Annotated in this window: 17 protein-coding genes and 6 tRNA genes; all 23 read left to right on the plus strand. The window is 48.0% G+C overall.

What is annotated here, in order from left to right; all coding sequences use genetic code 11:
* The first annotated feature begins 77 nt into the window (after positions 1 to 77).
* The 23 genes from SATMO3_RS01965 (at position 78) to tuf (SATMO3_RS02075) (ending at position 20631) form a co-directional block, all read left to right on the plus strand.
* On the plus strand, positions 78 to 539 hold the full coding sequence (locus SATMO3_RS01965) for a chemotaxis protein CheX (protein ID WP_371376754.1): 462 nt from the start codon (positions 78 to 80) through the stop codon (positions 537 to 539).
* Positions 540 to 663: 124 nt separating this feature from the next.
* Positions 664 to 739: transfer RNA gene (locus SATMO3_RS01970), tRNA-Thr, on the plus strand.
* Between the two features lie 103 nt (positions 740 to 842).
* Positions 843 to 927 (plus strand) — tRNA-Tyr (locus tag SATMO3_RS01975).
* A 7-nt stretch (positions 928 to 934) separates the two neighbouring features.
* Positions 935 to 1010, plus strand: a tRNA-Met gene (locus SATMO3_RS01980).
* 229 nt (positions 1011 to 1239) lie between these two features.
* Positions 1240 to 1315 (plus strand) — tRNA-Thr (locus SATMO3_RS01985).
* A gap of 15 nt (positions 1316 to 1330) precedes the next feature.
* Positions 1331 to 1407 (plus strand) — tRNA-Met (locus tag SATMO3_RS01990).
* Positions 1408 to 1820: 413 nt separating this feature from the next.
* Complete coding sequence (gene tuf / locus SATMO3_RS01995; protein ID WP_371376757.1) at positions 1821 to 3023, plus strand: elongation factor Tu; 1203 nt, start codon at positions 1821 to 1823, stop codon at positions 3021 to 3023.
* 227 nt (positions 3024 to 3250) lie between these two features.
* Positions 3251 to 3400, plus strand: coding sequence for a 50S ribosomal protein L33 (rpmG, locus tag SATMO3_RS02000; RefSeq protein WP_075752794.1), 150 nt, complete (start codon positions 3251 to 3253; stop codon positions 3398 to 3400).
* A gap of 29 nt (positions 3401 to 3429) precedes the next feature.
* Positions 3430 to 3505, plus strand: a tRNA-Trp gene (locus SATMO3_RS02005).
* 26 nt (positions 3506 to 3531) lie between these two features.
* Positions 3532 to 3747 (plus strand): preprotein translocase subunit SecE, encoded by a 216-nt coding sequence (gene secE / locus SATMO3_RS02010; protein WP_371376760.1) that lies wholly within the window; start codon positions 3532 to 3534, stop codon positions 3745 to 3747.
* A 38-nt stretch (positions 3748 to 3785) separates the two neighbouring features.
* On the plus strand, positions 3786 to 4328 hold the full coding sequence (gene nusG, locus SATMO3_RS02015) for a transcription termination/antitermination protein NusG (protein ID WP_371376762.1): 543 nt from the start codon (positions 3786 to 3788) through the stop codon (positions 4326 to 4328).
* A 15-nt stretch (positions 4329 to 4343) separates the two neighbouring features.
* Positions 4344 to 4769, plus strand: coding sequence for a 50S ribosomal protein L11 (rplK, locus tag SATMO3_RS02020; protein WP_371376765.1), 426 nt, complete (start codon positions 4344 to 4346; stop codon positions 4767 to 4769).
* Positions 4770 to 4833: 64 nt separating this feature from the next.
* Positions 4834 to 5538 (plus strand): 50S ribosomal protein L1, encoded by a 705-nt coding sequence (rplA, locus tag SATMO3_RS02025; RefSeq protein ID WP_371376768.1) that lies wholly within the window; start codon positions 4834 to 4836, stop codon positions 5536 to 5538.
* 243 nt (positions 5539 to 5781) lie between these two features.
* On the plus strand, positions 5782 to 6312 hold the full coding sequence (gene rplJ / locus SATMO3_RS02030) for a 50S ribosomal protein L10 (RefSeq protein ID WP_371376771.1): 531 nt from the start codon (positions 5782 to 5784) through the stop codon (positions 6310 to 6312).
* A gap of 44 nt (positions 6313 to 6356) precedes the next feature.
* Positions 6357 to 6731 carry a 50S ribosomal protein L7/L12 gene (rplL, locus tag SATMO3_RS02035; RefSeq protein ID WP_371376774.1) on the plus strand — a complete coding sequence of 125 codons (375 nt, stop codon included), beginning with the start codon at positions 6357 to 6359 and terminating at the stop codon, positions 6729 to 6731.
* Between the two features lie 461 nt (positions 6732 to 7192).
* Positions 7193 to 11014, plus strand: a complete 3822-nt coding sequence (gene rpoB / locus SATMO3_RS02040; protein ID WP_371376776.1) for a DNA-directed RNA polymerase subunit beta — start codon at positions 7193 to 7195, stop codon at positions 11012 to 11014.
* Between the two features lie 21 nt (positions 11015 to 11035).
* The gene (rpoC, locus tag SATMO3_RS02045; RefSeq protein ID WP_371376778.1) at positions 11036 to 15007 is read left to right on the plus strand and encodes a DNA-directed RNA polymerase subunit beta'; all 3972 of its coding nucleotides are present in this window, start codon (positions 11036 to 11038) and stop codon (positions 15005 to 15007) included.
* Positions 15008 to 15226: 219 nt separating this feature from the next.
* Complete coding sequence (locus tag SATMO3_RS02050) at positions 15227 to 15592, plus strand: YmaF family protein (RefSeq protein WP_371376781.1); 366 nt, start codon at positions 15227 to 15229, stop codon at positions 15590 to 15592.
* Positions 15593 to 15926: 334 nt separating this feature from the next.
* Complete coding sequence (locus SATMO3_RS02055; protein ID WP_371376784.1) at positions 15927 to 16181, plus strand: ribosomal L7Ae/L30e/S12e/Gadd45 family protein; 255 nt, start codon at positions 15927 to 15929, stop codon at positions 16179 to 16181.
* A 102-nt stretch (positions 16182 to 16283) separates the two neighbouring features.
* Positions 16284 to 16658 carry a 30S ribosomal protein S12 gene (gene rpsL / locus SATMO3_RS02060; protein WP_371376787.1) on the plus strand — a complete coding sequence of 125 codons (375 nt, stop codon included), beginning with the start codon at positions 16284 to 16286 and terminating at the stop codon, positions 16656 to 16658.
* A gap of 43 nt (positions 16659 to 16701) precedes the next feature.
* Positions 16702 to 17172 carry a 30S ribosomal protein S7 gene (gene rpsG / locus SATMO3_RS02065; RefSeq protein WP_371376790.1) on the plus strand — a complete coding sequence of 157 codons (471 nt, stop codon included), beginning with the start codon at positions 16702 to 16704 and terminating at the stop codon, positions 17170 to 17172.
* Positions 17173 to 17292: 120 nt separating this feature from the next.
* The gene (gene fusA / locus SATMO3_RS02070; protein WP_371376793.1) at positions 17293 to 19371 is read left to right on the plus strand and encodes an elongation factor G; all 2079 of its coding nucleotides are present in this window, start codon (positions 17293 to 17295) and stop codon (positions 19369 to 19371) included.
* 57 nt (positions 19372 to 19428) lie between these two features.
* On the plus strand, positions 19429 to 20631 hold the full coding sequence (gene tuf, locus SATMO3_RS02075; RefSeq protein ID WP_371376796.1) for an elongation factor Tu: 1203 nt from the start codon (positions 19429 to 19431) through the stop codon (positions 20629 to 20631).
* Positions 20632 to 20767 lie beyond the last annotated feature (136 nt).

Raw genomic sequence — 20767 nt, forward strand, 5'->3', positions numbered from 1 at the left:
ACATTAATGACGTGTACATCTTCAAGTTCAAGTCTATTTTCACCATTACGCTTATAGTTCATAGGAGGTAGCGCAATATGGACGCAAAATTAATTAATCCTTTTTTGGAGGCAGTGACAACCATTCTGCCGCAATTAGGCTTTAAGGAAATCAACCGGGGTGGAATCAGCGTAAAAGAGCAGATGCTGGAAAGTCATGGCGTGACTGTTCTTATTGGCATTACCAAAGGAGTCCAGGGAAATGTGGCCTACAATATGTCGGCAGATACCGCCAAAAAGGTTGCCTCAACCATGATGATGGGGATGCCGATCTGTGAAATAGACGACATGGCCCAGAGCGCTATTTCGGAAATGGTTAATATGGTTACGGCCAATGCCGCTATAAACTTTGAAAAGTTGGGAATGGTGGTGGACATTTCGCCGCCTAGTATGGTTGTGGGTTCAGCCTGCAGTGTGCGGGTAAGCAGCAGTAAGTATTTGGCGCTCAATCTGATGGTGGATTCAGAACTCATTGAACTGAATATCGGGTTAGGTTCCTAAATAGAAAAATGTCTACTCAGCCAAGATTATATGGGGAAAATAACCAAACAAAAAGATGTTGACATAGATTGTGGATTATTATATAATGAATTTTGTCACTGAGGCACGGTTCTCGTGAGACGATGCTGGCGTAGCTCAATTGGTAGAGCAGCTGACTTGTAATCAGCAGGTTGTGGGTTCAATTCCTATCGCCAGCTCCATTAAGCAGTGAGCCAGGTTTTTAGGAGCGATAGCAACGCGAAACCTGTGCGAATCGCTTAGTTCCAAGCGGCAGTGCGGAACATCCTAATACCCATTAATTCTGGAGGGATTCCCGAGTGGCTAAAGGGAGCAGACTGTAAATCTGCCGTCTTTGACTTCGGTGGTTCGAATCCACCTCCCTCCACCAATAACATCGCGGGGTGGAGCAGTTGGTAGCTCGTCGGGCTCATAACCCGAAGGTCACAGGTTCAAGTCCTGTCCCCGCAACCATGATACTATCGCTTCGCTTATGTAAAACTCGATTTTATAAAGCGAAGCTTTATAAAGAATAAACATACCCATCTTATCTGCGATAAGCCAGCATTGACTCAAAGCCGCAAAACGGCTTAGTAGTACTCAGATGCTAGGCGGAAACGAGTACGCGTACTGGGAAGTACGTCGGAGGGAGCGCACGCAGTGACAACAACGCAGATGGGTGCTAATAAGTCGTTTTGCTTGTGCTGGTGTAGCTCAGTTGGCAGAGCGTATCCTTGGTAAGGATAAGGTCACCGGTTCAATCCCGGTCACTAGCTCCATTTATATTTAAATATGGCGGCGTAGCTCAGTTGGCTAGAGCATGCGGTTCATACCCGCAGTGTCCGGGGTTCAAGTCCCTGCGCCGCCACCAAAAAAACCTTACAGTTAATCTGTAAGGTTTTTTTCGTTTTGCCGCCTGACTTAGCAGGAATTTTATACCCCAGATAGAATAATCTAGTTTTGTAAAGTAAACACGGCTTGTGCCGAGCGACAGCGAAGGCAGAAGTCGATGTTGCCCTTACACCCGAAAGCGGTGTAAAGTAAACACGGCTTGTGCCGAGCGACAGCGAAGGCGGAAGTCTGATGTTACCCTTACACCCGAAAGCGGTGTAAAGTAAACACAGCTTATGCCGAGCGGCAGCGAAGGCGGAAACTGTTGCTGGCCCCTGTGGCTAAGCCGGTTGTACAGGGTAATCGACTTAATGCCGAGCAATAGCGAGAGCTTGCCTGGATATAATAAAGTAGACTAATACAAGTGAGGATAATTAAGGAGGTAACACAGAATTGGCTAAGAAAAAGTTTGAAAGAAACAAACCCCACGTTAACATTGGCACCATCGGTCACGTTGACCATGGCAAGACTTCACTGACTGCCGCGATCACTATGACCCTGGCCAAACATGGCGGCGCTGAGTTCATGGCCTATGACCAAATCGACAAAGCCCCGGAAGAAAGAGAACGCGGTATCACCATCAACACCGCTCACGTTGAGTATGAAACCCCGGCTCGTCACTATGCTCACGTTGACTGCCCGGGCCATGCTGACTATGTTAAAAACATGATCACCGGTGCTGCTCAGATGGACGGCGCTATCCTCGTTGTATCGGCTGCTGACGGCCCGATGCCGCAAACCCGTGAACACATTCTTCTGTCCCGCCAGGTAGGCGTTCCTGCTATGGTTGTATTCTTAAACAAAGCCGACCTGGTAGACGATGCTGAACTGATGGAACTGGTAGAAATGGAAGTTCGCGAGCTCTTGTCCAGCTATGAATTCCCTGGCGACGACATCCCTGTAGTCAGCGGTTCTGCCGTAAAAGTACTTAACTGCGGCTGCGCAAAACGCGAATGCGAATGGTGCGGCAAAATCCATGACCTCATGGATCAAGTAGACGCATACATCCCGACGCCGGAACGCGCTACCGACAAGCCTTTCTTAATGCCTGTCGAGGACGTATTCACCATCACCGGCCGTGGTACAGTAGCAACCGGCCGTGTAGAACGTGGCGTAATCAAAGTAAGTGATACCGTCGAAATCGTCGGTATGACCGATAAACCGAAATCCACCGTAGTAACCGGCGTGGAAATGTTCCGTAAGCTTCTTGACCAAGCCGTAGCCGGCGACAACATCGGCGCTCTCTTGCGCGGTGTAGAGCGTAAAGAAATCGAGCGCGGTCAAGTTCTTGCCAAACCCGGTTCCATTAAACCGCACACCAAATTCAAAGGCGAAGTATACGTACTGTCCAAAGAAGAAGGCGGCCGTCATACTCCGTTCTTCACCAACTATCGTCCGCAGTTCTACTTTAGAACAACCGACGTAACCGGTGTTGTAAATCTGCCTGAAGGTGTAGAAATGGTTATGCCTGGCGACAACATTCAAATGAGCATTGAACTCATCACCCCGATCGCTATTGAAGAAGGTCTCCGTTTCGCTATCCGCGAAGGCGGCCGTACTGTTGGCGCCGGCGTTGTAACTGCAGTTACCGAGTAGCGAGAGTTCTGCAGAATAAGTAGAACTGGTATAAAGTGAATTTAATGGTGTATAATAGATAAAGCGGGGGGATAAGCCCCTGCTTTATTATTGGCTGGCATACCCGAGCCTGTGGGCTATTGACATGCTGATATAATTATGATAAATTGTATTAGTGACATTTTAAAAAAAGATTGTCAGACAATAGACCGAAGTGCTATATTTACTGGTAAGAGAGGTGTAACAGGATGCGCAACGCGGTAACATTGGCCTGCACAGAATGCAAACAACGCAATTATCAGACCAATAAAAACAAGAAAAACGACCCGGATAGATTAGAGTTCAACAAATACTGCAAGTTCTGCAAAAAGCAGACTCCGCACAAAGAAACAAAGTAAGGTGCGCAGTATTTTGTTAGCCTAAGAGTAGGGGTGTAGCTCAATTGGTAGAGTAGCGGTCTCCAAAACCGTTGGTTGCGGGTTCGATTCCTGCCGCCCCTGCCAAAATGTACGCACAGGATGTGAGAAAAATGGCCGCCCAGGAAACAACTGTCCAGACGAATACATCGCGCTGGAAGAAATTCTTGCGGGAAGTAAAAGCTGAACTAAAAAAAGTAACATGGCCGGGCAAACAAGAGCTTATTTCCTTCACTGGAATTGTATTTGTGACGGTTGCAGTTGTTGCGGCTCTAATTTGGGTGATTGATACATCTTTCACTCAATTGCTAAAGGCTATCATCAAGTAGACTAGGGGGGTGGGGGGCGTCTTACGTCCCTTGAGGCTATGGAATCCGAAAAACTCGAGAAAAAATGGTATGTTATCCATACATATTCCGGTTATGAAAACAAAGTAAAAGCCAATCTGGAGAAAAAAGTTCACTCCATGGGAATGGAGAATGAAGTTTTCCGGGTGCTTGTGCCCATGGAAGATGAAGTGGAAATAAAAGATGGCAAGAAGAAAATTGCCAAAAAGAAAGTTTTCCCCGGATATGTTCTGGTAGAAATGATTGTCACTGACCGTTCCTGGTATGTTGTTCGCAATACACCGGGTGTTACCGGTTTTGTCGGGTCGGGAACCAAGCCTATTCCGCTGAGCGAAAGTGAAGTCAAGCACATCCTCAAGTCTATGGGTATCGAAGAGGCCAAACCGAAAATAGATATTGAGCTCAATCAACTGGTACGTATCACTTCAGGTGCTTTTGAAAACTGGTCTGCCACTGTGATTGATATAAACCCCGATCGTGGCAAACTGAAAGTGCTTGTCAACATGTTTGGTCGTGAAACACCGGTCGAGCTTGATTTTACGCAAATTGCGAAAGTTGATTAAGGAGGTGTAATATAAATGGCTAAGAAGGTTGTAAAACTTGTAAAACTGCAAGTTCCCGCTGGTAAGGCTACTCCGGCGCCTCCCGTAGGTCCGGCGCTTGGTCAAGCTGGTGTCAATATCATGGCTTTTGTTAAAGAGTTTAACGAAAGAACAGCCCAACAAGCAGGTTTGATTATCCCGGTTGAGATTACGGTATTTGAGGATAGATCATTTACCTTTATCACTAAAACGCCGCCTGCCGCTATTCTTCTCAAAAAAGCCGCCGGTATTGAAACTGCATCTGGTGAACCTAACAAAAAGAAGGTTGCCAAAGTTAAACGCGACAAGGTTAAGGAAATTGCCGAGTCCAAAATGCAGGATCTTAATGCAGCCAGCGTAGAAGCCGCTATGCGGATGATCGAGGGTACTGCCCGCAGTATGGGCATTGAGATTGTAGACTAATAGTGTCTCGTCTCATGTGGGAGGACTAAGTGCTTCCGTTATTACCACAAAGGAGGAAAACTAGATGCCTAAACATGGTAAAAAGTATATCGAGGCCGCTAAACTTGTTGATCTTGACAAGCTGTATGATCCAGAAGAAGCGGTAGAACTTGTTAAGAAAACAGCTAGCGCCAAGTTTGATCAAACTATAGAAGTTGCTGTCAAACTGGGTGTTGACCCGAAACATGCTGATCAGCAGGTGCGTGGTGCTGTTGTCCTTCCCTTTGGTACAGGTAAAACCAAGCGAGTGCTGGTTTTCGCCAAAGGTGAAAAAGCTAAAGAAGCTGAAGCTGCCGGTGCAGACTTTGTCGGCGCTGAAGATATGGTGGAAAAAATCCAGGGTGGCTGGACTGATTTTGATGTTGCAGTAGCTACGCCGGATATGATGGGATTGGTTGGCCGTCTTGGTAAAATCCTCGGCCCCAAAGGCTTAATGCCTAACCCCAAAGTAGGTACTGTTACGCTTGATGTAACCCGTGCCATTAATGAAATCAAAGCCGGTAAGATTGAATACCGCACCGATAAAGCAGGCAATATCCATGCTCCTATTGGCAAGGTATCTTTCGATAGCGAAAAACTGCTCAAAAACTTCCAAACCCTGATTGATACATTGATTAAGGTTAAACCCGCAGCGGCTAAAGGCCAGTATATGCGGAATATCTCCTTAAGCTCAACAATGGGTCCTGGTGTAAGAGTTAACCCGCTCAAGGCTCCCGGCAAAAAAGAATAGCTCCGCTAGGCTGTAGACAGTAGGTTGTTTTGTAAAAGCGTCGCGAACGCTTTCCTGCCGAGGCCGGGGATTTGCAGCGTGTAACTGTAACTTGAGTTTACGCGGCCTCCGGTGTCTATGCCGTGAGGCCGCTTTTAATTTTCGATTGTTTTTGAACGTTCATTGTGCCGTTCCGTTTTAGCGGGATTAAACTTTGAGCATTCCTAAGCAGTCAGGCGATTATTTGTAAGGAGGTGTAAATTAATGGCTGTAACTCAAGAAAAAATCCAAACAGTTGCCGATATTAAAGAAAAGCTCAGCACTACCAAAGGTGCGGTTTTGACTAACTACCGTGGTCTGACTGTGGCTCAGGACACCAAACTTCGCCGCAAGCTGCGTGAAGCAGGCGTAGAGTACAAGGTATTTAAAAATACCATGACTCGCATTGCTGCTAAAGAAGCTGGCATCGAAGGTCTTGATCCTTATCTTGAAGGACCGACTGCTATCGCAATTTCATATACCGATCCTGTCGCTCCGGCCAAAGTAATTTCCGAATTTGTAAAAGAAAACAAATTACAGGCTCTGGAAGTAAAAGCCGGCTTAGTTGAAGGTAAAGTTATCGACGCTAACGGTGTTAAAGCTCTGTCCAACCTGCCGCCGCGCGAAGTTCTTATTTCGCAGGTTCTGGCTGGTTTCCAGGCTCCTATCGCTGGTTTTGTCAACGTACTTTCCGGTACTATGCGCAATCTGGTATATGCGCTTGAAGCTGTACGCAAGCAAAAAGAATCTGCGTAACTAAAAAAACAAATTTAAATGAAAGTTTATGGAGGTATTTTAAAATGACTAAAGAACAAATTATGGAAGCCATTGAGCAAATGACTGTGCTCGAACTTTCCGAGCTGGTAAAAGCTCTCGAAGAAAAATTCGGCGTATCTGCTGCTGCTCCTGTAGCTGTAGCTGCTGCTCCTGCTGCTGGCGGCGCTGCTCCTGCTGCTGAAGAACAAACTGAGTTTGACGTAATCCTCACCAACGCTGGCGCTGCTAAAATCAACGTTATTAAAGTTGTACGCGAAGTTACCGGCCTTGGCCTCAAAGAAGCCAAAGATCTGGTTGACGGTGCTCCTAAGCCTGTTAAAGAAAAAATCTCCAAAGCTGACGCTGAAGCTCTCAAAGCTAAACTTACTGAAGCTGGCGCAACTGTCGAAGTTAAGTAATTTTAACTTAATTACTGGTAAGGAGCACCTCTGCAGGTGCTCCTTCTTATTATTTACGGACAGCAAGAACCTTCTGCCGAATAAAACAATAGAGGCCGGCGCTTCGCCAACCATCTATTATAAAAAAACATACATTTTTGGTTAATCTTTCTTGACATAGCAAAAAATGTGTGATACCATTATATATCGCCGTACATGTTTATATTGCTATATCTTAGCAGCCTTTTTCATTTTGTGCTGTATAAATAATGGAATGGCAGGAAATAGTAATATAATGGAGGATGAATCGTTTTTCATCGAAAAAAAAAGCAAGGTCCTTACCTAAGATATAGAGCCTTGCTTTGTTTTGTATTTATTTTAAACATTTAACTGCTGACTTAGTATTTGCAGAATTCCGTCAGGTTATCCGGCGCAATTAACGCAATGTGTCAGCGCAAAATGGCTAAGGGGTGAAGGGGTTAATGTTTAATCCTGTTCCGGTGGGCAAAAGGTTCAGGTATAGTTACGCCAAAATTGAAGAAGTGCTGGACATGCCCAACCTTATCGAGATCCAGAAGAATTCGTACAACTGGTTTCTTAAGGAAGGCTTACAGGAGATATTCCGCGATATTTCTCCTATCCAGGACTTTACTGGCAACCTGGTCCTGTCTTTTGAAAACTTTACACTGGGCGAACCTAAATACGATGTTGAAGAATGCAAAGAGCGGGATGTAACCTATGCCGCTCCGCTTCGCGTCAGCGTCCGGCTGTACAACAAAGAGACACAGGAAATCAAAGAGCAAGAAGTATTTATGGGCGATTTTCCGCTTATGACCGACAATGGTACGTTTATTATCAATGGTGCTGAACGCGTTATTGTCAGCCAGTTGGTGCGTTCGCCAGGTGTTTATTATGGCGAAACAATCGATACTACCGGTAAAAAACTATACAATGCTACCGTTATTCCTAACCGTGGCGCATGGCTTGAATTGGAAACGGATGCCAACGATGTTGTGTCGGTGCGGGTTGACCGTACGCGGAAACTGCCGGTTACGGTCCTCATCCGCGCGTTGGGCTTTGTCTCCAATGGCGTTATTTCCGAGCTCTTTAATGATGATGTACGTATCCGGGCGACGCTGGAACGGGATAACAGCGACTCAAGGGAAGAAGCCCTTGTAGAAATATATAAGCGGCTGCGTCCGGGTGAACCGCCAACGGTCGAAAATGCCGCTCAGCTTTTGGAATCACTGTTTTTTGATCCCAAACGCTATGACTTAGCGACTGTCGGTCGTTATAAACTCGGCAAAAAGCTTGGCTGGCGCCGGCGTCTGCTGGGGAAAACATTGGGCCAGTCGCTTGCTGATAAAGAAACCGGGGAAATTGTCGTCGAAGAAGGCACTGTGCTGGAGGATCGTATCCTTGACCGTATTGCCGCCGCAAAAATATTTGACGGTCCGGGGATGCATCAAGCCTGGATTAAGCAAAAAGACGGCACCCCTGTCAAACTTACGCTCAACTCAATACTGCCGTTCACTCATCGCACCATTACGAAAGAGGATATCATTGCTTCCATTAGCTATCTTCTTAATTTAATGGACGGACACGGCACCACTGACGATATTGACCACTTAGGCAACCGGCGCTTGCGTTCTGTCGGCGAACTGCTCCAGAACCAGTTCCGTATCGGTCTGGCCCGGATGGAAAGAGTTGTTAAGGAACGCATGACCATCCAGGACATAGATGTAATTACGCCGCAGGCGTTGATTAACATCAGGCCGGTTGTAGCCGCCATCAAAGAATTTTTTGGTTCCAGCCAGTTGTCGCAATTTATGGATCAGACCAATCCGCTGGCTGAGCTTACTCATAAACGACGTCTCAGCGCCCTCGGCCCGGGAGGCTTAAGCCGTGAACGCGCCGGCTTTGAAGTCCGTGACGTTCACCATTCCCACTATGGCCGGATGTGCCCGATTGAGACGCCGGAAGGACCGAACATCGGTCTTATCGGTTCCCTTTCTACTTTTGCCCGGATTAACGAGTTTGGTTTTATTGAAACACCTTACCGTAAAGTTAATAGGCTGGAGCACAAGGTAACCGATGAAGTTATGTATTTGACAGCCGATGAAGAGGACGAAATGATCATCGCCCAGGCGAACGAAATCCTCGATGAAAACGGCTGGTTCAAAGAAGCGCGTGTAATCTGCCGTTACAGGCACGAAACCTTAGTAGTGCCTGCTGAAAAAGTAGACTATATGGACGTCTCGCCAAAACAGGTAGTGTCCATTGCAACAGCCATGATTCCATTCTTGGAAAATGACGACGCCAACCGGGCCCTCATGGGTGCTAATATGCAGCGTCAGGCTGTACCGCTCTTAAAAACACAGGCGCCGCTTGTCGGTACCGGTATGGAATACAAGGCGGCCCGTGACTCCGGCGTTGTAATTTTAGCTAAAAATGCCGGTGTTGTTGAAAAAGTAACGGCAACCGATATCCACATCCGCACCGATAAAGGCGGATTAGATACGTATAAAATGCTTAAGTATCTTCGTTCCAACCAGGGAACCTGCATTAACCAAAAACCGATCGTCTATAAAGGTGAGCAAATCGTCAAAGGGCAAGTGCTGGCTGACGGTCCTTCCACCGACAAAGGCGAATTGGCGCTGGGCTATAATGTACTGGTAGCCTTTATGCCTTGGGAAGGTTATAACTACGAGGATGCCATTTTGCTTAGCCAGGATTTGGTTAAGGAGGATGTCTTTACATCCATACATATTGAGGAATATGAATGTGATGCCCGCGATACTAAACTGGGACCGGAAGAAATTACCCGCGACATCCCCAACGTGGCTGAAGATGTGCTGCGCGACCTGGATGACCGCGGCATTATCCGGGTTGGCGCCGAAGTCCGCCCCGGTGATATTCTGGTCGGAAAAGTTACTCCCAAGGGTGAAACAGAACTTACGGCTGAAGAACGGCTGCTCAGGGCCATATTTGGTGAAAAAGCCCGTGAAGTTCGTGATACCTCGCTGAGAGTACCTCACGGCGAAGCAGGTAAGATCGTTGATGTAAAAGTCTTCACCCGGGAAAACGGTGATGAACTGCCACCGGGAGTCAACCAGCTGGTACGCTGCTATATCGCCCAAAAGCGGAAAATCTCCGAAGGCGACAAAATGGCGGGCCGTCATGGTAATAAAGGGGTAGTTTCCCGGATTATGCCCCGGGAAGATATGCCGTTTTTACCTGATGGCACACCGGTGCAGATTGTGCTCAATCCGCTGGGTGTACCGTCGCGTATGAACATCGGTCAGGTACTGGAAACTCACTTAGGCCGTGCAGCCGCCGCTATCGGTATGCAGGTGAAAATGGGCGATCCTACTTTGGTCGACAGGCTAAAAGAGGTTAACTATAACATCGAGAAGCACGGACTGCCCAAACCGGATATTGCCGGCGTTCATTTAGCAACTCCGGTTTTTGACGGAGCAACGGAAACTGAAGTCATCAAGACGCTGAAGGCTGCCGGTCTTTCGGAAGACGGCAAAACAGAACTTTTCGACGGCAGAACAGGCGAACCCTTTGACAATCATGTTACTGTCGGCTATGTGTATATGCTCAAGCTGGCTCACTTGGTTGACGATAAAATTCATGCCCGCTCTACCGGTCCGTACTCGCTTGTTACCCAGCAGCCGCTTGGTGGTAAAGCGCAATTTGGCGGTCAGCGTTTTGGCGAGATGGAAGTATGGGCCCTGGAGGCCTATGGTGCTGCCTATACCCTGCAGGAACTCTTGACGGTCAAGTCTGACGATGTTGTGGGCCGTGTTAAAACCTACGAGGCCATCGTTAAAGGTGAAAACGTACCTGAACCGGGTGTACCCGAATCCTTCAAGGTACTTATCAAAGAACTGCAAAGTATCGGTCTTGATGTCAAAGTCCTGACTGAAGATGCTCAGGAAATTATGATCCGTGAATCAGATGAAGACATCAATGAAACGGCCAAAGAGTTAGAGTTAAATATTAGTGGCGATGACGGACCACAGGCCCCTGTTGAACGTAAGAAATCTGATTTCGAGGCTGATGTGGTTGACGAACTCGAAGCTAATGACGATATCGAGCCCTTAGAAGAAGAACTCGACATTATCGCAGAAATCGGCGAAATGGACAGCGACAAGTTTGACGCTGCTCAGCAAGCAGACGACGAATTCGATTTCCAGCCCCAAAAAGGTAATTCGAAAAAGCTCAAGGAAAATGCTAAAAAGTCTAATCCCCGCGATTACATGGATGACATAGTGGATGACGAGGATTTCGACTAGTTAGAAGGGAGCGATAACCCCTTGTTGGATGTAAATAACTTTGATTCGATGCGGATTGGTCTGGCATCACCGGAGCAAATTCGCAAGTGGTCGCATGGTGAAGTAAAAAAACCGGAAACCATCAACTACCGTACCTTAAAGCCGGAACGGGAAGGTCTGTTCTGCGAAAAGATTTTTGGACCAACCCGGGATTGGGAATGTCACTGCGGTAAATATAAGCGGATACGCTATAAAGGTATTATTTGCGATCGATGCGGGGTTGAAGTAACCCGCTCCAAGGTTCGTCGTGACCGTATGGGCCATATCGAGCTTGCGGCGCCAGTATCTCATATCTGGTACTTCAAAGGCATTCCCAGCCGCATGGGTCTCATCCTTGACATTTCCCCGCGCTCCCTGGAAAAAGTGTTATACTTTGCTTCCTATATCGTTCTTGACCCAGGCGACACACCGCTGATGAAGAAGCAGTTGCTGAATGAAAACGAGTACCGGGAGCATCGCGACAAATACAGTAATGCATTTAAAGTTGGCATGGGCGCTGAGGCTATCAAGAAGCTGCTTGAAGAACTTGACCTGGAAAAACAAAGCCGGGAACTCCGGCAAGAGCTGAAAGAAGTAAGTGGACAGCGAAGAATCAGAGCTATCAGACGTTTGGAAGTTGTCGAGGCTTTTCGTAAGTCCGGCAATAATCCAGCCTGGATGGTGATGGATGTCGTTCCGGTTATACCGCCTGAACTGAGGCCGATGGTGCAATTGGACGGCGGCCGCTTTGCCACTTCCGACCTGAATGATCTCTACAGGCGGGTAATCAACCGTAATAACCGCCTGAAGCGCCTCCTGGATTTAGGTGCTCCTGATATTATTGTCCGCAATGAAAAACGTATGCTGCAGGAAGCAGTTGATGCGCTTATCGATAATGGCCGCCGTGGCCGGCCGGTAACCGGTCCCGGCAACCGACCGCTTAAATCCTTGAGCGATATGCTTAAAGGCAAACAAGGCCGCTTCCGTCAGAACCTGCTGGGTAAGCGGGTTGACTATTCAGGCCGTTCGGTTATCGTAGTCGGACCGGAACTGAAGCTGCACCAGTGCGGTTTGCCTAAAGAAATGGCCCTGGAATTATTTAAACCTTTTGTTATGAAAAAACTGGTCAACGCCGGTCATGCCCATAACATAAAAAGCGCTAAACGGATGGTGGAAAGGGTGCGCCCGGAAGTCTGGGATGTACTCGAAGAAGTCATCAAAGAGCATCCGGTGCTCTTAAATCGTGCGCCGACACTTCACAGACTGGGTATTCAGGCCTTTGAACCGGTTTTATCTGAAGGCCGCGCCATCAAAATTCACCCCTTGGTCTGTACTGCCTACAATGCCGACTTTGACGGCGACCAGATGGCCGTACACGTGCCTTTATCGGCAGAAGCCCAGGCTGAGGCCCGGATGCTTATGCTTTCCGCCCACAATATTTTATCTACCAAAGACGGTAGACCTGTAGCCACACCTACCCAGGATATGGTACTAGGTGCGTACTACCTGACAATAGAGAGAGAACCTGAGGACGGTAAACTGAGAGCGTTCTCCAATATGAATGAAGCGCTGCTCGCGTATCAGCATAAAACTTTAGGCTTGCATGAAAAGCTCAAAATGCGTTTAGATGGCTATGGCTTGGTTCATACCACGTTAGGGCGGGTAATATTCAATGAAGTTTTACCGCCTGAGCTTAGACATTATGAGAAAAAAGAAGATGGCTGGCATCTTGGCAAGCTGATGGATAAAAAGCAGTTAGGCCGTCTTGTCGCCGACTCCTATAACATCTTTGGCAACGCCAAAACGGCCGTTGTTTTGGATGCCGTAAAACGCCTGGGCTTCTCATTTGCCTGCCGGGCCGGCATAACCATTGCTATTTCTGATATTAAGATACCGGCTGAAAAGAAAGATATTCTGGCCGCCGCCGAAGGCAAGGTCGACACCATCGACAAACAATATCGCCGTGGTCTCATTACCGACGACGAGCGCTATAAAAAGACAATTGACCTGTGGACCAAAGCCACTGATGACGTTACTGCGGCGCTAATGAACACGCTGGACCGCTTTAATCCGGTTTATATGATGGCTAACTCCGGCGCCCGCGGTAATATTCAACAGATTCGGCAGTTAGCCGGTATGCGCGGTCTTATGGCTGATCCTTCCGGCCGGATTATCGACTTGCCGATCAAAGCTAACTTCCGTGAAGGTCTGACAGTACTCGAATACTTTATCTCTACACACGGTGCCCGTAAGGGTCTGGCCGATACTGCGCTGAGGACGGCAGACTCGGGTTACTTGACCCGCCGTCTTGTCGACGTTGCGCAAGACGTTATTGTCCGGGAAGAAGACTGTGATGTTGTTGGACTCAACCTGGTCAGAGAACGGGCCCGCCTGGCTCAATCCAGCGCCGGTGCTATTGATATGCTGAAAGATACGCTGATTGGCCGGATACTGGCGCAGGATGTAATTGATCCGAAAACAGCCGATATACTGCTGATGCAGGGGACTTTGCTGGAAGAGAATAATCTCCGCCTGATTGGCGAACACGGCGTGCCTGAGATTGTAATCCAGGGACAGACTGATGAGACCGAGGAAGATGTTGGCCGCGCTGCTGCTGCGGAAACTATCGCTCTTGGTGCTCCTGAAGAAAAAGTCCGTGCTGCGCTTAAAGAAGCCATGATTCGCGAAATGCTTGGCAAAAATACCACCGAAGCCATCAAGACAAGCGAAGGTATTGAACTGGTGCCGGCGGACACGCCGTTTACTGAAGAGCATATCGAAGCTGTTTTGGCCAGCTCGGTTAAAGAAGTAAAAGTTCGCAACAATAACATCCGGGGTATTGAGGTGGAAGCCATCAAAGAAGGCTCCGGTGTTATTGAATCGCTGAAAGACCGCATTGTCGGCAGAATGTCGGCGGAAGACATCGTTGATCCGGCAACCGGCGAAATGATTGTCAAGACTAATGACTTGATTACTGAGGATTTGGCAGATAAAGTTGTCAAAGTCCGGGAAAAAGTATCCATCCGTTCGGTACTTACCTGCCGTTCCCGTTACGGCGTATGTATCAACTGCTATGGCCGCAATCTGGGCACAAGTCATATGGTGGACGTCGGCGAGGCAGTGGGTATCATTGCTGCACAGTCCATCGGCGAACCAGGTACTCAGCTGACTATGAGAACCTTCCATACCGGTGGTGTCGCCGGTGATGATATTACTCAGGGTCTGCCGAGGGTCGAAGAGTTATTCGAAGCTCGCAAACCGAAACGCCAGGCCATTATTACCGAAGTTGACGGTAGGGTGGAAGTCAAGGAAATCAAAGGTATGCGCCGGGTTACTGTGTATCCTAATGACGCTTCGCTTGGCGAAGAACGCGTATATCAGATTCCGTATGGTGCAAGACTTATTGTCAGCGACGGCCAGATGGTCGAAGCCGGTGACCGTCTTACCGAGGGTGCGGTTAATCCGCATGATATCCTGCGTGTCAGCGGCCTTAAAGCCACCCAGCGCTACTTGGTATATGAAGTACAGAAAGTATATAAATCCCAGGGCGTTGAGATTAATGACAAACACATTGAAGTTATGGTTCGCCAGATGCTGCATAAAGTCAAGGTGGAAGAAGCCGGCGATACCGAGCTTCTGCCAGGCGAATACATTGATCTTAATACCTTTGAAGAGGAAAATGCCAAGGCTATTGAAGCCGGCGGCGAACCGGCCATTGCCAGACCGATTCTTCTGGGTATTACCAAGGCATCTCTGGCGACCGACTCATTCCTGTCGGCTGCTTCTTTCCAGGAGACCACCCGTGTTCTTACCGAAGCTGCTATCAAAGGCAAGGTAGATCCACTCTTGGGTCTCAAAGAAAATGTAATTATCGGCAAACTGGTTCCTGCCGGTACCGGTATGAGCCGTTATCGCAATGTTCGTCTCAAGGCGCCTGTTCTTGAACCGGCTGCCGAACAAGTATTGGGCGAATAAGTTTATCTGCAATTGACTGGGGAGGGTAAGAACCTTCCCCAGTTTCTTTTTGCGTAAAAATACCGTAAGACTCCAATCAGTCTGTGGTCCGGATGCAGGCTGATTTTTACTTTTATCCTGACAGCAAGAATGGAAACTGCATTGCGGGCATGTACTTAATTGTCACGAAAACTGTTTATGTAACATAGGATAGAGTATAAAGAGGAAGGAGGTGTATAAATGGAGTACGATCAAGATAAAAGAGATTGTCAGTGTCATGACGGGCATCCTCAGGTGCTGACCCATGTCCATGAATTCCTTGGCAGTACCAAATTGGCCGAACTGCAAGAAGATCCGCATAACCATCGTTTTGCCGGCGTTTCTGGTGAAGTAATCCCGGCGGGTAATAGTCATATCCATGAGATATTTACCAGAACCGACTTTTATGAAGACCATTTCCACAAAATTTTAGTCCGTACAGGTCCGGCAATCTGCGTGGGTGATGGCAAGCATGTGCATTTTGTAGCAGGTCAGACCACTGAAGCTGATGGTCATGTTCATGAGTTTGTTTTTGCAACCTTAATCGAAAACCCAATCGGAGATTAACAACCCGACTTGAGAATCATTACTACAAAAAAAATACGGGCGGCAGGAGGAAGGGATTTTGACAGAAACCACCTTCTGTCAGCCCTTGAATATAGATGGTGACAAATTATTGCCGGCAGCTCCGAATGTGTACAAGCCTACTGGCCGTAAGGCGCATAAAATAAGCATTTGCGGGCACTAATATGTACTGTCGTCCAGCGATCTGGAAACACCCGGTTTAGTGGCTTTAAATTAGTGCGGAAAATCTAATACTTTATTGACATTTAATCATCGAAATGCTAATATATTAGAGTGCCTTGAAAAATAGGCTGATTTTTCCGAGGGAGATGGAAGTATGAACAGTGAGGAACTTGCAGATTTAAAGACTGCCAAGAAGGCCATCGGCACTAAGCAAGCAGTGCGGGCTGTGGAAAAAGGTCTGGCTGCTAAGGTTTACCTTGCTGCTGATGCTGACAGACGGGTGACAGCGCCGCTTATACAGCTATGTAGCCAAAAAGGCATACAGGTTGATGAGGCAAGCACCATGTCGGAACTTGGTAAAGCCTGTGGCATCGAAGTGGGTGCTGCCGCTGTCGCTCTATTAAAATAGACGAATTCAAGGACAAGTCGTTAATAATTTTACCTGTTGCCTGTCAATGGGTGAAGTTTTTAATAATAAATAACGAGATTGGGGAAGGAGGTGCGCTAAGAAATGCCAACAATTAGTCAGTTAGTGCGCAAAAGCCGGGAGCAGCTGATTCAAAAATCCACCGCTCCTGCATTGAAAGAATGTCCGCAAAAACGTGGCGTATGCACGAGAGTATATACAACTACTCCTAAAAAACCTAACTCTGCACTCCGCAAAGTTGCCCGTGTACGCTTAACTAACGGCATCGAAGTAACTGCCTACATTCCGGGTATCGGCCACAACCTGCAGGAACACTCGGTTGTACTGATCCGTGGCGGCAGGGTTAAAGACTTGCCAGGCGTACGTTATCACATTGTGCGTGGTGCTCTTGACACCGCTGGGGTTGCCAAACGCAGCCAGGGCCGTTCTAAATACGGTGCCAAACGGACCAAGAAATAATTGCGCTTAATGCAGTAGAGTTTTGTAAGAAGGAGGGATACTGATGCCAAGAAAAGGTGCTGTTCCCAAGCGGGATGTATTGCCGGATCCGGTATATAACTCCAAGCTTGTAACCAGATTTATCAACAAACTTATGTTGGATGGCAAGAAAGGTGTTGCCGAAAACATTGTATACGACGCGTTTGAAGCCATTCGCGCCAAAACCGGCAAAGACCCAATGGAAGTATTTGAAGTGGCTCTTAAAAATGTCATGCCGGTTCTCGAAGTTCGTGCCCGCCGCGTCGGTGGTGCTAATTACCAAGTACCAGTGGAAGTTCGTCCTGATCGTAAAATGTCACTCGGCATTCGCTGGCTGGTCAATTATTCCCGCAATCGCGGTGAAAAGACAATGCACGAGCGTCTTGCTTCAGAATTGATGGATGCTGCTAACAATACCGGCGCATCTGTTAAGAAGCGTGAAGATACCCATAAAATGGCGGAAGCCAACAAGGCTTTTGCACATTATCGCTGGTAAAATTTCGAGGTTTCGGATTCGTGGTTCACAAAACGGTTTGAGGGTTGCGTAAGCAACCCGTCTTCATGCCGAATAAGGGACTGTGGATACGGAGCTGACGATACTTAAGGAGTGAAAATAGTGGCCCGAAAGTTTCCTCTCGAAAAGACGCGGAACATCGGCATCATGGCGCACATAGACGCCGGCAAGACCACTACTACAGAACGCATTCTATTTTATACCGGCAGAGTACACAAAATTGGCGAAGTTCATGATGGTGCTGCGACTATGGACTGGATGGTGCAGGAACAAGAAAGAGGTATAACCATTACCTCTGCGGCCACTACTGCCCAATGGGACGGGCATCGCATTAACATCATTGACACACCAGGACACGTGGACTTTACAGTTGAAGTAGAACGTTCTTTGAGGGTACTTGACGGATCGGTTGCGGTTTTCTGTGCTAAAGGCGGCGTAGAGCCCCAGTCCGAAACAGTCTGGCGTCAAGCTGATAAGTATGGCGTTCCCCGTATGGCTTATGTTAATAAAATGGACATCACCGGTGCGGATTTTTACCGTGTTGTCGATATGATGAAAAGCCGGTTAGGCGCTAATGCAGTGCCGATTCAACTGCCGATCGGTTTTGAAGACACCTTCAAAGGATTTGTCGATCTGATCGAAATGAAGGCTGTTATTTACACCGATGATCTTGGGAAAGTAAGTGAAGCCACTGAAATTCCTGAAGACATGGTTGAAAATGCCGAACTTTATCGTCAGAACCTCCTGGATGCCGTTGCTGAAAGCGATGACGAACTGATGATGAAATACCTCGAAGGTGAAGAACTCACCATCGAGGAAATCAAAACCGCCATCCGTAATGCAACCATCGCCTGCAAATTGACACCGGTCATTTGCGGTTCATCCTATAAAAATAAAGGCGTTCAGCCTCTCCTTGACGCAGTTATCGCCTACATGCCTGCGCCGACAGATATCCCGGCTATCAAAGGTGTAAACCCTGATACCGGTGAAGAAGATGAGCGCAAAGCAGATGACAGCCTGCCGTTCTCGGCCCTGGCGTTTAAGATTATGGCTGACCCGTATGTTGGTAAACTGGCGTTCTTTAGAGTATATTCCGGTCAACTCTCTTCCGGTTCCTATGTGTATAATTCCACTAAAGGCAAACGGGAACGTATCGGCCGGATTCTCCAGATGCATGCTAATCACCGCGAAGAGATCGAAACGGTTTATACCGGTGACATCGCTGCCGCTGTAGGTCTTAAAGACACCACTACCGGCGACACCCTGTGCGACGACAAAAACGTCATCATCTTGGAATCCATGGTCTTCCCGGAACCGGTTATTCATATAGCCGTTGAACCTAAGACCAAGGCTGATCAGGAAAAAATGGGCGCTGCTCTTGCCCGGCTTTCCGAAGAAGATCCCACCTTCCGGATGCGTACTGACCAGGAAACCGGCCAGACCATCATCTCCGGTATGGGCGAATTGCATCTGGAAATTATCGTTGACCGGATGCTCAGGGAATTCAAAGTAGAATGCAACGTAGGCAAACCTCAGGTTGCTTACCGCGAAACCATTCGTAAAACCGTTAAAGCCGAAGGCAAGTTTGTTCGTCAGTCCGGCGGTCGCGGTCAATACGGCCATTGCTGGCTGGAAGTCAGTCCTTTGGAACATGGTCAAGGCTTCATCTTTGAAAATAAAGTTGTTGGCGGTGCTATTCCCAAAGAATACATCTCACCAATTGAAGCCGGTGTTAAAGAAGCAATGGAAACCGGTGTGTCGGCCGGCTACCCGATGGTTGACATTAAGGTAACTGTCTATGACGGTTCCTACCACGATGTTGACTCCTCGGAAATGGCCTTCAAAATTGCCGGTTCAATGGGCTTCAAAGCCGGTGCGGCCAAAGCCAACCCGATTATTCTTGAACCATACATGAAAGTGGAAGTTCAAGTGCCGGAAGAGTATATGGGCGACGTTATCGGCGACTTAAACTCTCGTCGTGGACGTATCGAAGGTATGGAAGCCCGCTCAGGCTCGCAAACCATCAAATCCTTCGTGCCGCTTTCCGAAATGTTCGGTTATGCAACCGACCTGCGTTCCAAAACGCAAGGCCGCGGTAACTATTCAATGGAATTTGACCATTATGAAGAAGTACCGAAAAATATCGCTGAAGTTATTTCGGCGAAGAACAAAGGCGCATAACTGCTACGCACGCTGTATACCTAAATTTTAAGTAATAAACTTAGGAGGTAACACTCAATGGCTAAGAAAAAGTTTGAAAGAAACAAACCCCACGTTAACATTGGCACCATCGGTCACGTTGACCATGGCAAGACTTCACTGACTGCCGCGATCACTATGACCCTGGCCAAACATGGCGGCGCTGAGTTCATGGCCTATGACCAAATCGACAAAGCCCCGGAAGAAAGAGAACGCGGTATCACCATCAACACCGCTCACGTTGAGTATGAAACCCCGGCTCGTCACTATGCTCACGTTGACTGCCCGGGCCATGCTGACTATGTTAAAAACATGATCACCGGTGCTGCTCAGATGGACGGCGCTATCCTCGTTGTATCGGCTGCTGACGGCCCGATGCCGCAAACCCGTGAACACATTCTTCTGTCCCGCCAGGTAGGCGTTCCTGCTATGGTTGTATTCTTAAACAAAGCCGACCTGGTAGACGATGCTGAACTGATGGAACTGGTAGAAATGGAAGTTCGCGAGCTCTTGTCCAGCTATGAATTCCCTGGCGACGACATCCCTGTAGTCAGCGGTTCTGCCGTAAAAGTACTTAACTGCGGCTGCGCAAAACGCGAATGCGAATGGTGCGGCAAAATCCATGACCTCATGGATCAAGTAGACGCATACATCCCGACGCCGGAACGCGCTACCGACAAGCCTTTCTTAATGCCTGTCGAGGACGTATTCACCATCACCGGCCGTGGTACAGTAGCAACCGGCCGTGTAGAACGTGGCGTAATCAAAGTAAGTGATACCGTCGAAATCGTCGGTATGACCGATAAACCGAAATCCACCGTAGTAACCGGTGTGGAAATGTTCCGTAAGCTTCTTGATCAAGCCGTAGCCGGCGACAACATCGGCGCTCTCTTGCGCGGTGTAGAGCGTAAAGAAATCGAGCGCGGTCAAGTTCTTGCCAAACCCGGTTCCATTAAACCGCACACCAAATTCAAAGGCGAAGTATACGTACTGTCCAAAGAAGAAGGCGGCCGTCATACTCCGTTCTTCACCAACTATCGTCCGCAGTTCTACTTTAGAACAACCGACGTAACCGGTGTTGTAAATCTGCCTGAAGGTGTGGAAATGGTTATGCCTGGCGACAACATTCAAATGAGCATTGAACTCATCACCCCGATCGCTATTGAAGAAGGTCTCCGCTTTGCTATCCGCGAAGGTGGCCGTACCGTTGGCGCCGGCGTTGTAACCGCTGTTGTTGAGTAATATAATATTTTAGTATAATATCTGGCAAGGGGCGGCGCAGCCGCCTTTTGCTGGGATATTGACCGGCGATGACGTGGAAGGTGGCCCGCACGCGCGGGGAAATTTCCACCGAGAATGTCCGTTCAGAGAAACTGGG

The sequence above is a fragment of the Sporomusa aerivorans genome, from assembly GCF_041428895.1.
In the GTDB taxonomy this organism is placed as follows: Bacteria; Bacillota; Negativicutes; order Sporomusales; family Sporomusaceae; genus Sporomusa; species Sporomusa aerivorans.

Excerpts from the sequence above, each read along its gene's own strand:
- SATMO3_RS01965 (WP_371376754.1), top strand. The coding sequence starts at position 78 with ATGGACGCAAAATTAATTAATCCTTTTTTGGAGGCAGTGACAACCATT.
- rpmG (WP_075752794.1), top strand. The coding sequence starts at position 3,251 with ATGCGCAACGCGGTAACATTGGCCTGCACAGAATGCAAACAACGCAAT.
- secE (WP_371376760.1), top strand. The coding sequence starts at position 3,532 with ATGGCCGCCCAGGAAACAACTGTCCAGACGAATACATCGCGCTGGAAG.
- nusG (WP_371376762.1), top strand. The coding sequence starts at position 3,786 with ATGGAATCCGAAAAACTCGAGAAAAAATGGTATGTTATCCATACATAT.
- rplK (WP_371376765.1), top strand. The coding sequence starts at position 4,344 with ATGGCTAAGAAGGTTGTAAAACTTGTAAAACTGCAAGTTCCCGCTGGT.
- rplA (WP_371376768.1), top strand. The coding sequence starts at position 4,834 with ATGCCTAAACATGGTAAAAAGTATATCGAGGCCGCTAAACTTGTTGAT.
- rplJ (WP_371376771.1), top strand. The coding sequence starts at position 5,782 with ATGGCTGTAACTCAAGAAAAAATCCAAACAGTTGCCGATATTAAAGAA.
- rplL (WP_371376774.1), top strand. The coding sequence starts at position 6,357 with ATGACTAAAGAACAAATTATGGAAGCCATTGAGCAAATGACTGTGCTC.
- rpoB (WP_371376776.1), top strand. The coding sequence starts at position 7,193 with ATGTTTAATCCTGTTCCGGTGGGCAAAAGGTTCAGGTATAGTTACGCC.
- SATMO3_RS02050 (WP_371376781.1), top strand. The coding sequence starts at position 15,227 with ATGGAGTACGATCAAGATAAAAGAGATTGTCAGTGTCATGACGGGCAT.
- SATMO3_RS02055 (WP_371376784.1), top strand. The coding sequence starts at position 15,927 with ATGAACAGTGAGGAACTTGCAGATTTAAAGACTGCCAAGAAGGCCATC.
- rpsL (WP_371376787.1), top strand. The coding sequence starts at position 16,284 with ATGCCAACAATTAGTCAGTTAGTGCGCAAAAGCCGGGAGCAGCTGATT.
- rpsG (WP_371376790.1), top strand. The coding sequence starts at position 16,702 with ATGCCAAGAAAAGGTGCTGTTCCCAAGCGGGATGTATTGCCGGATCCG.
- tuf (WP_371376796.1), top strand. The coding sequence starts at position 19,429 with ATGGCTAAGAAAAAGTTTGAAAGAAACAAACCCCACGTTAACATTGGC.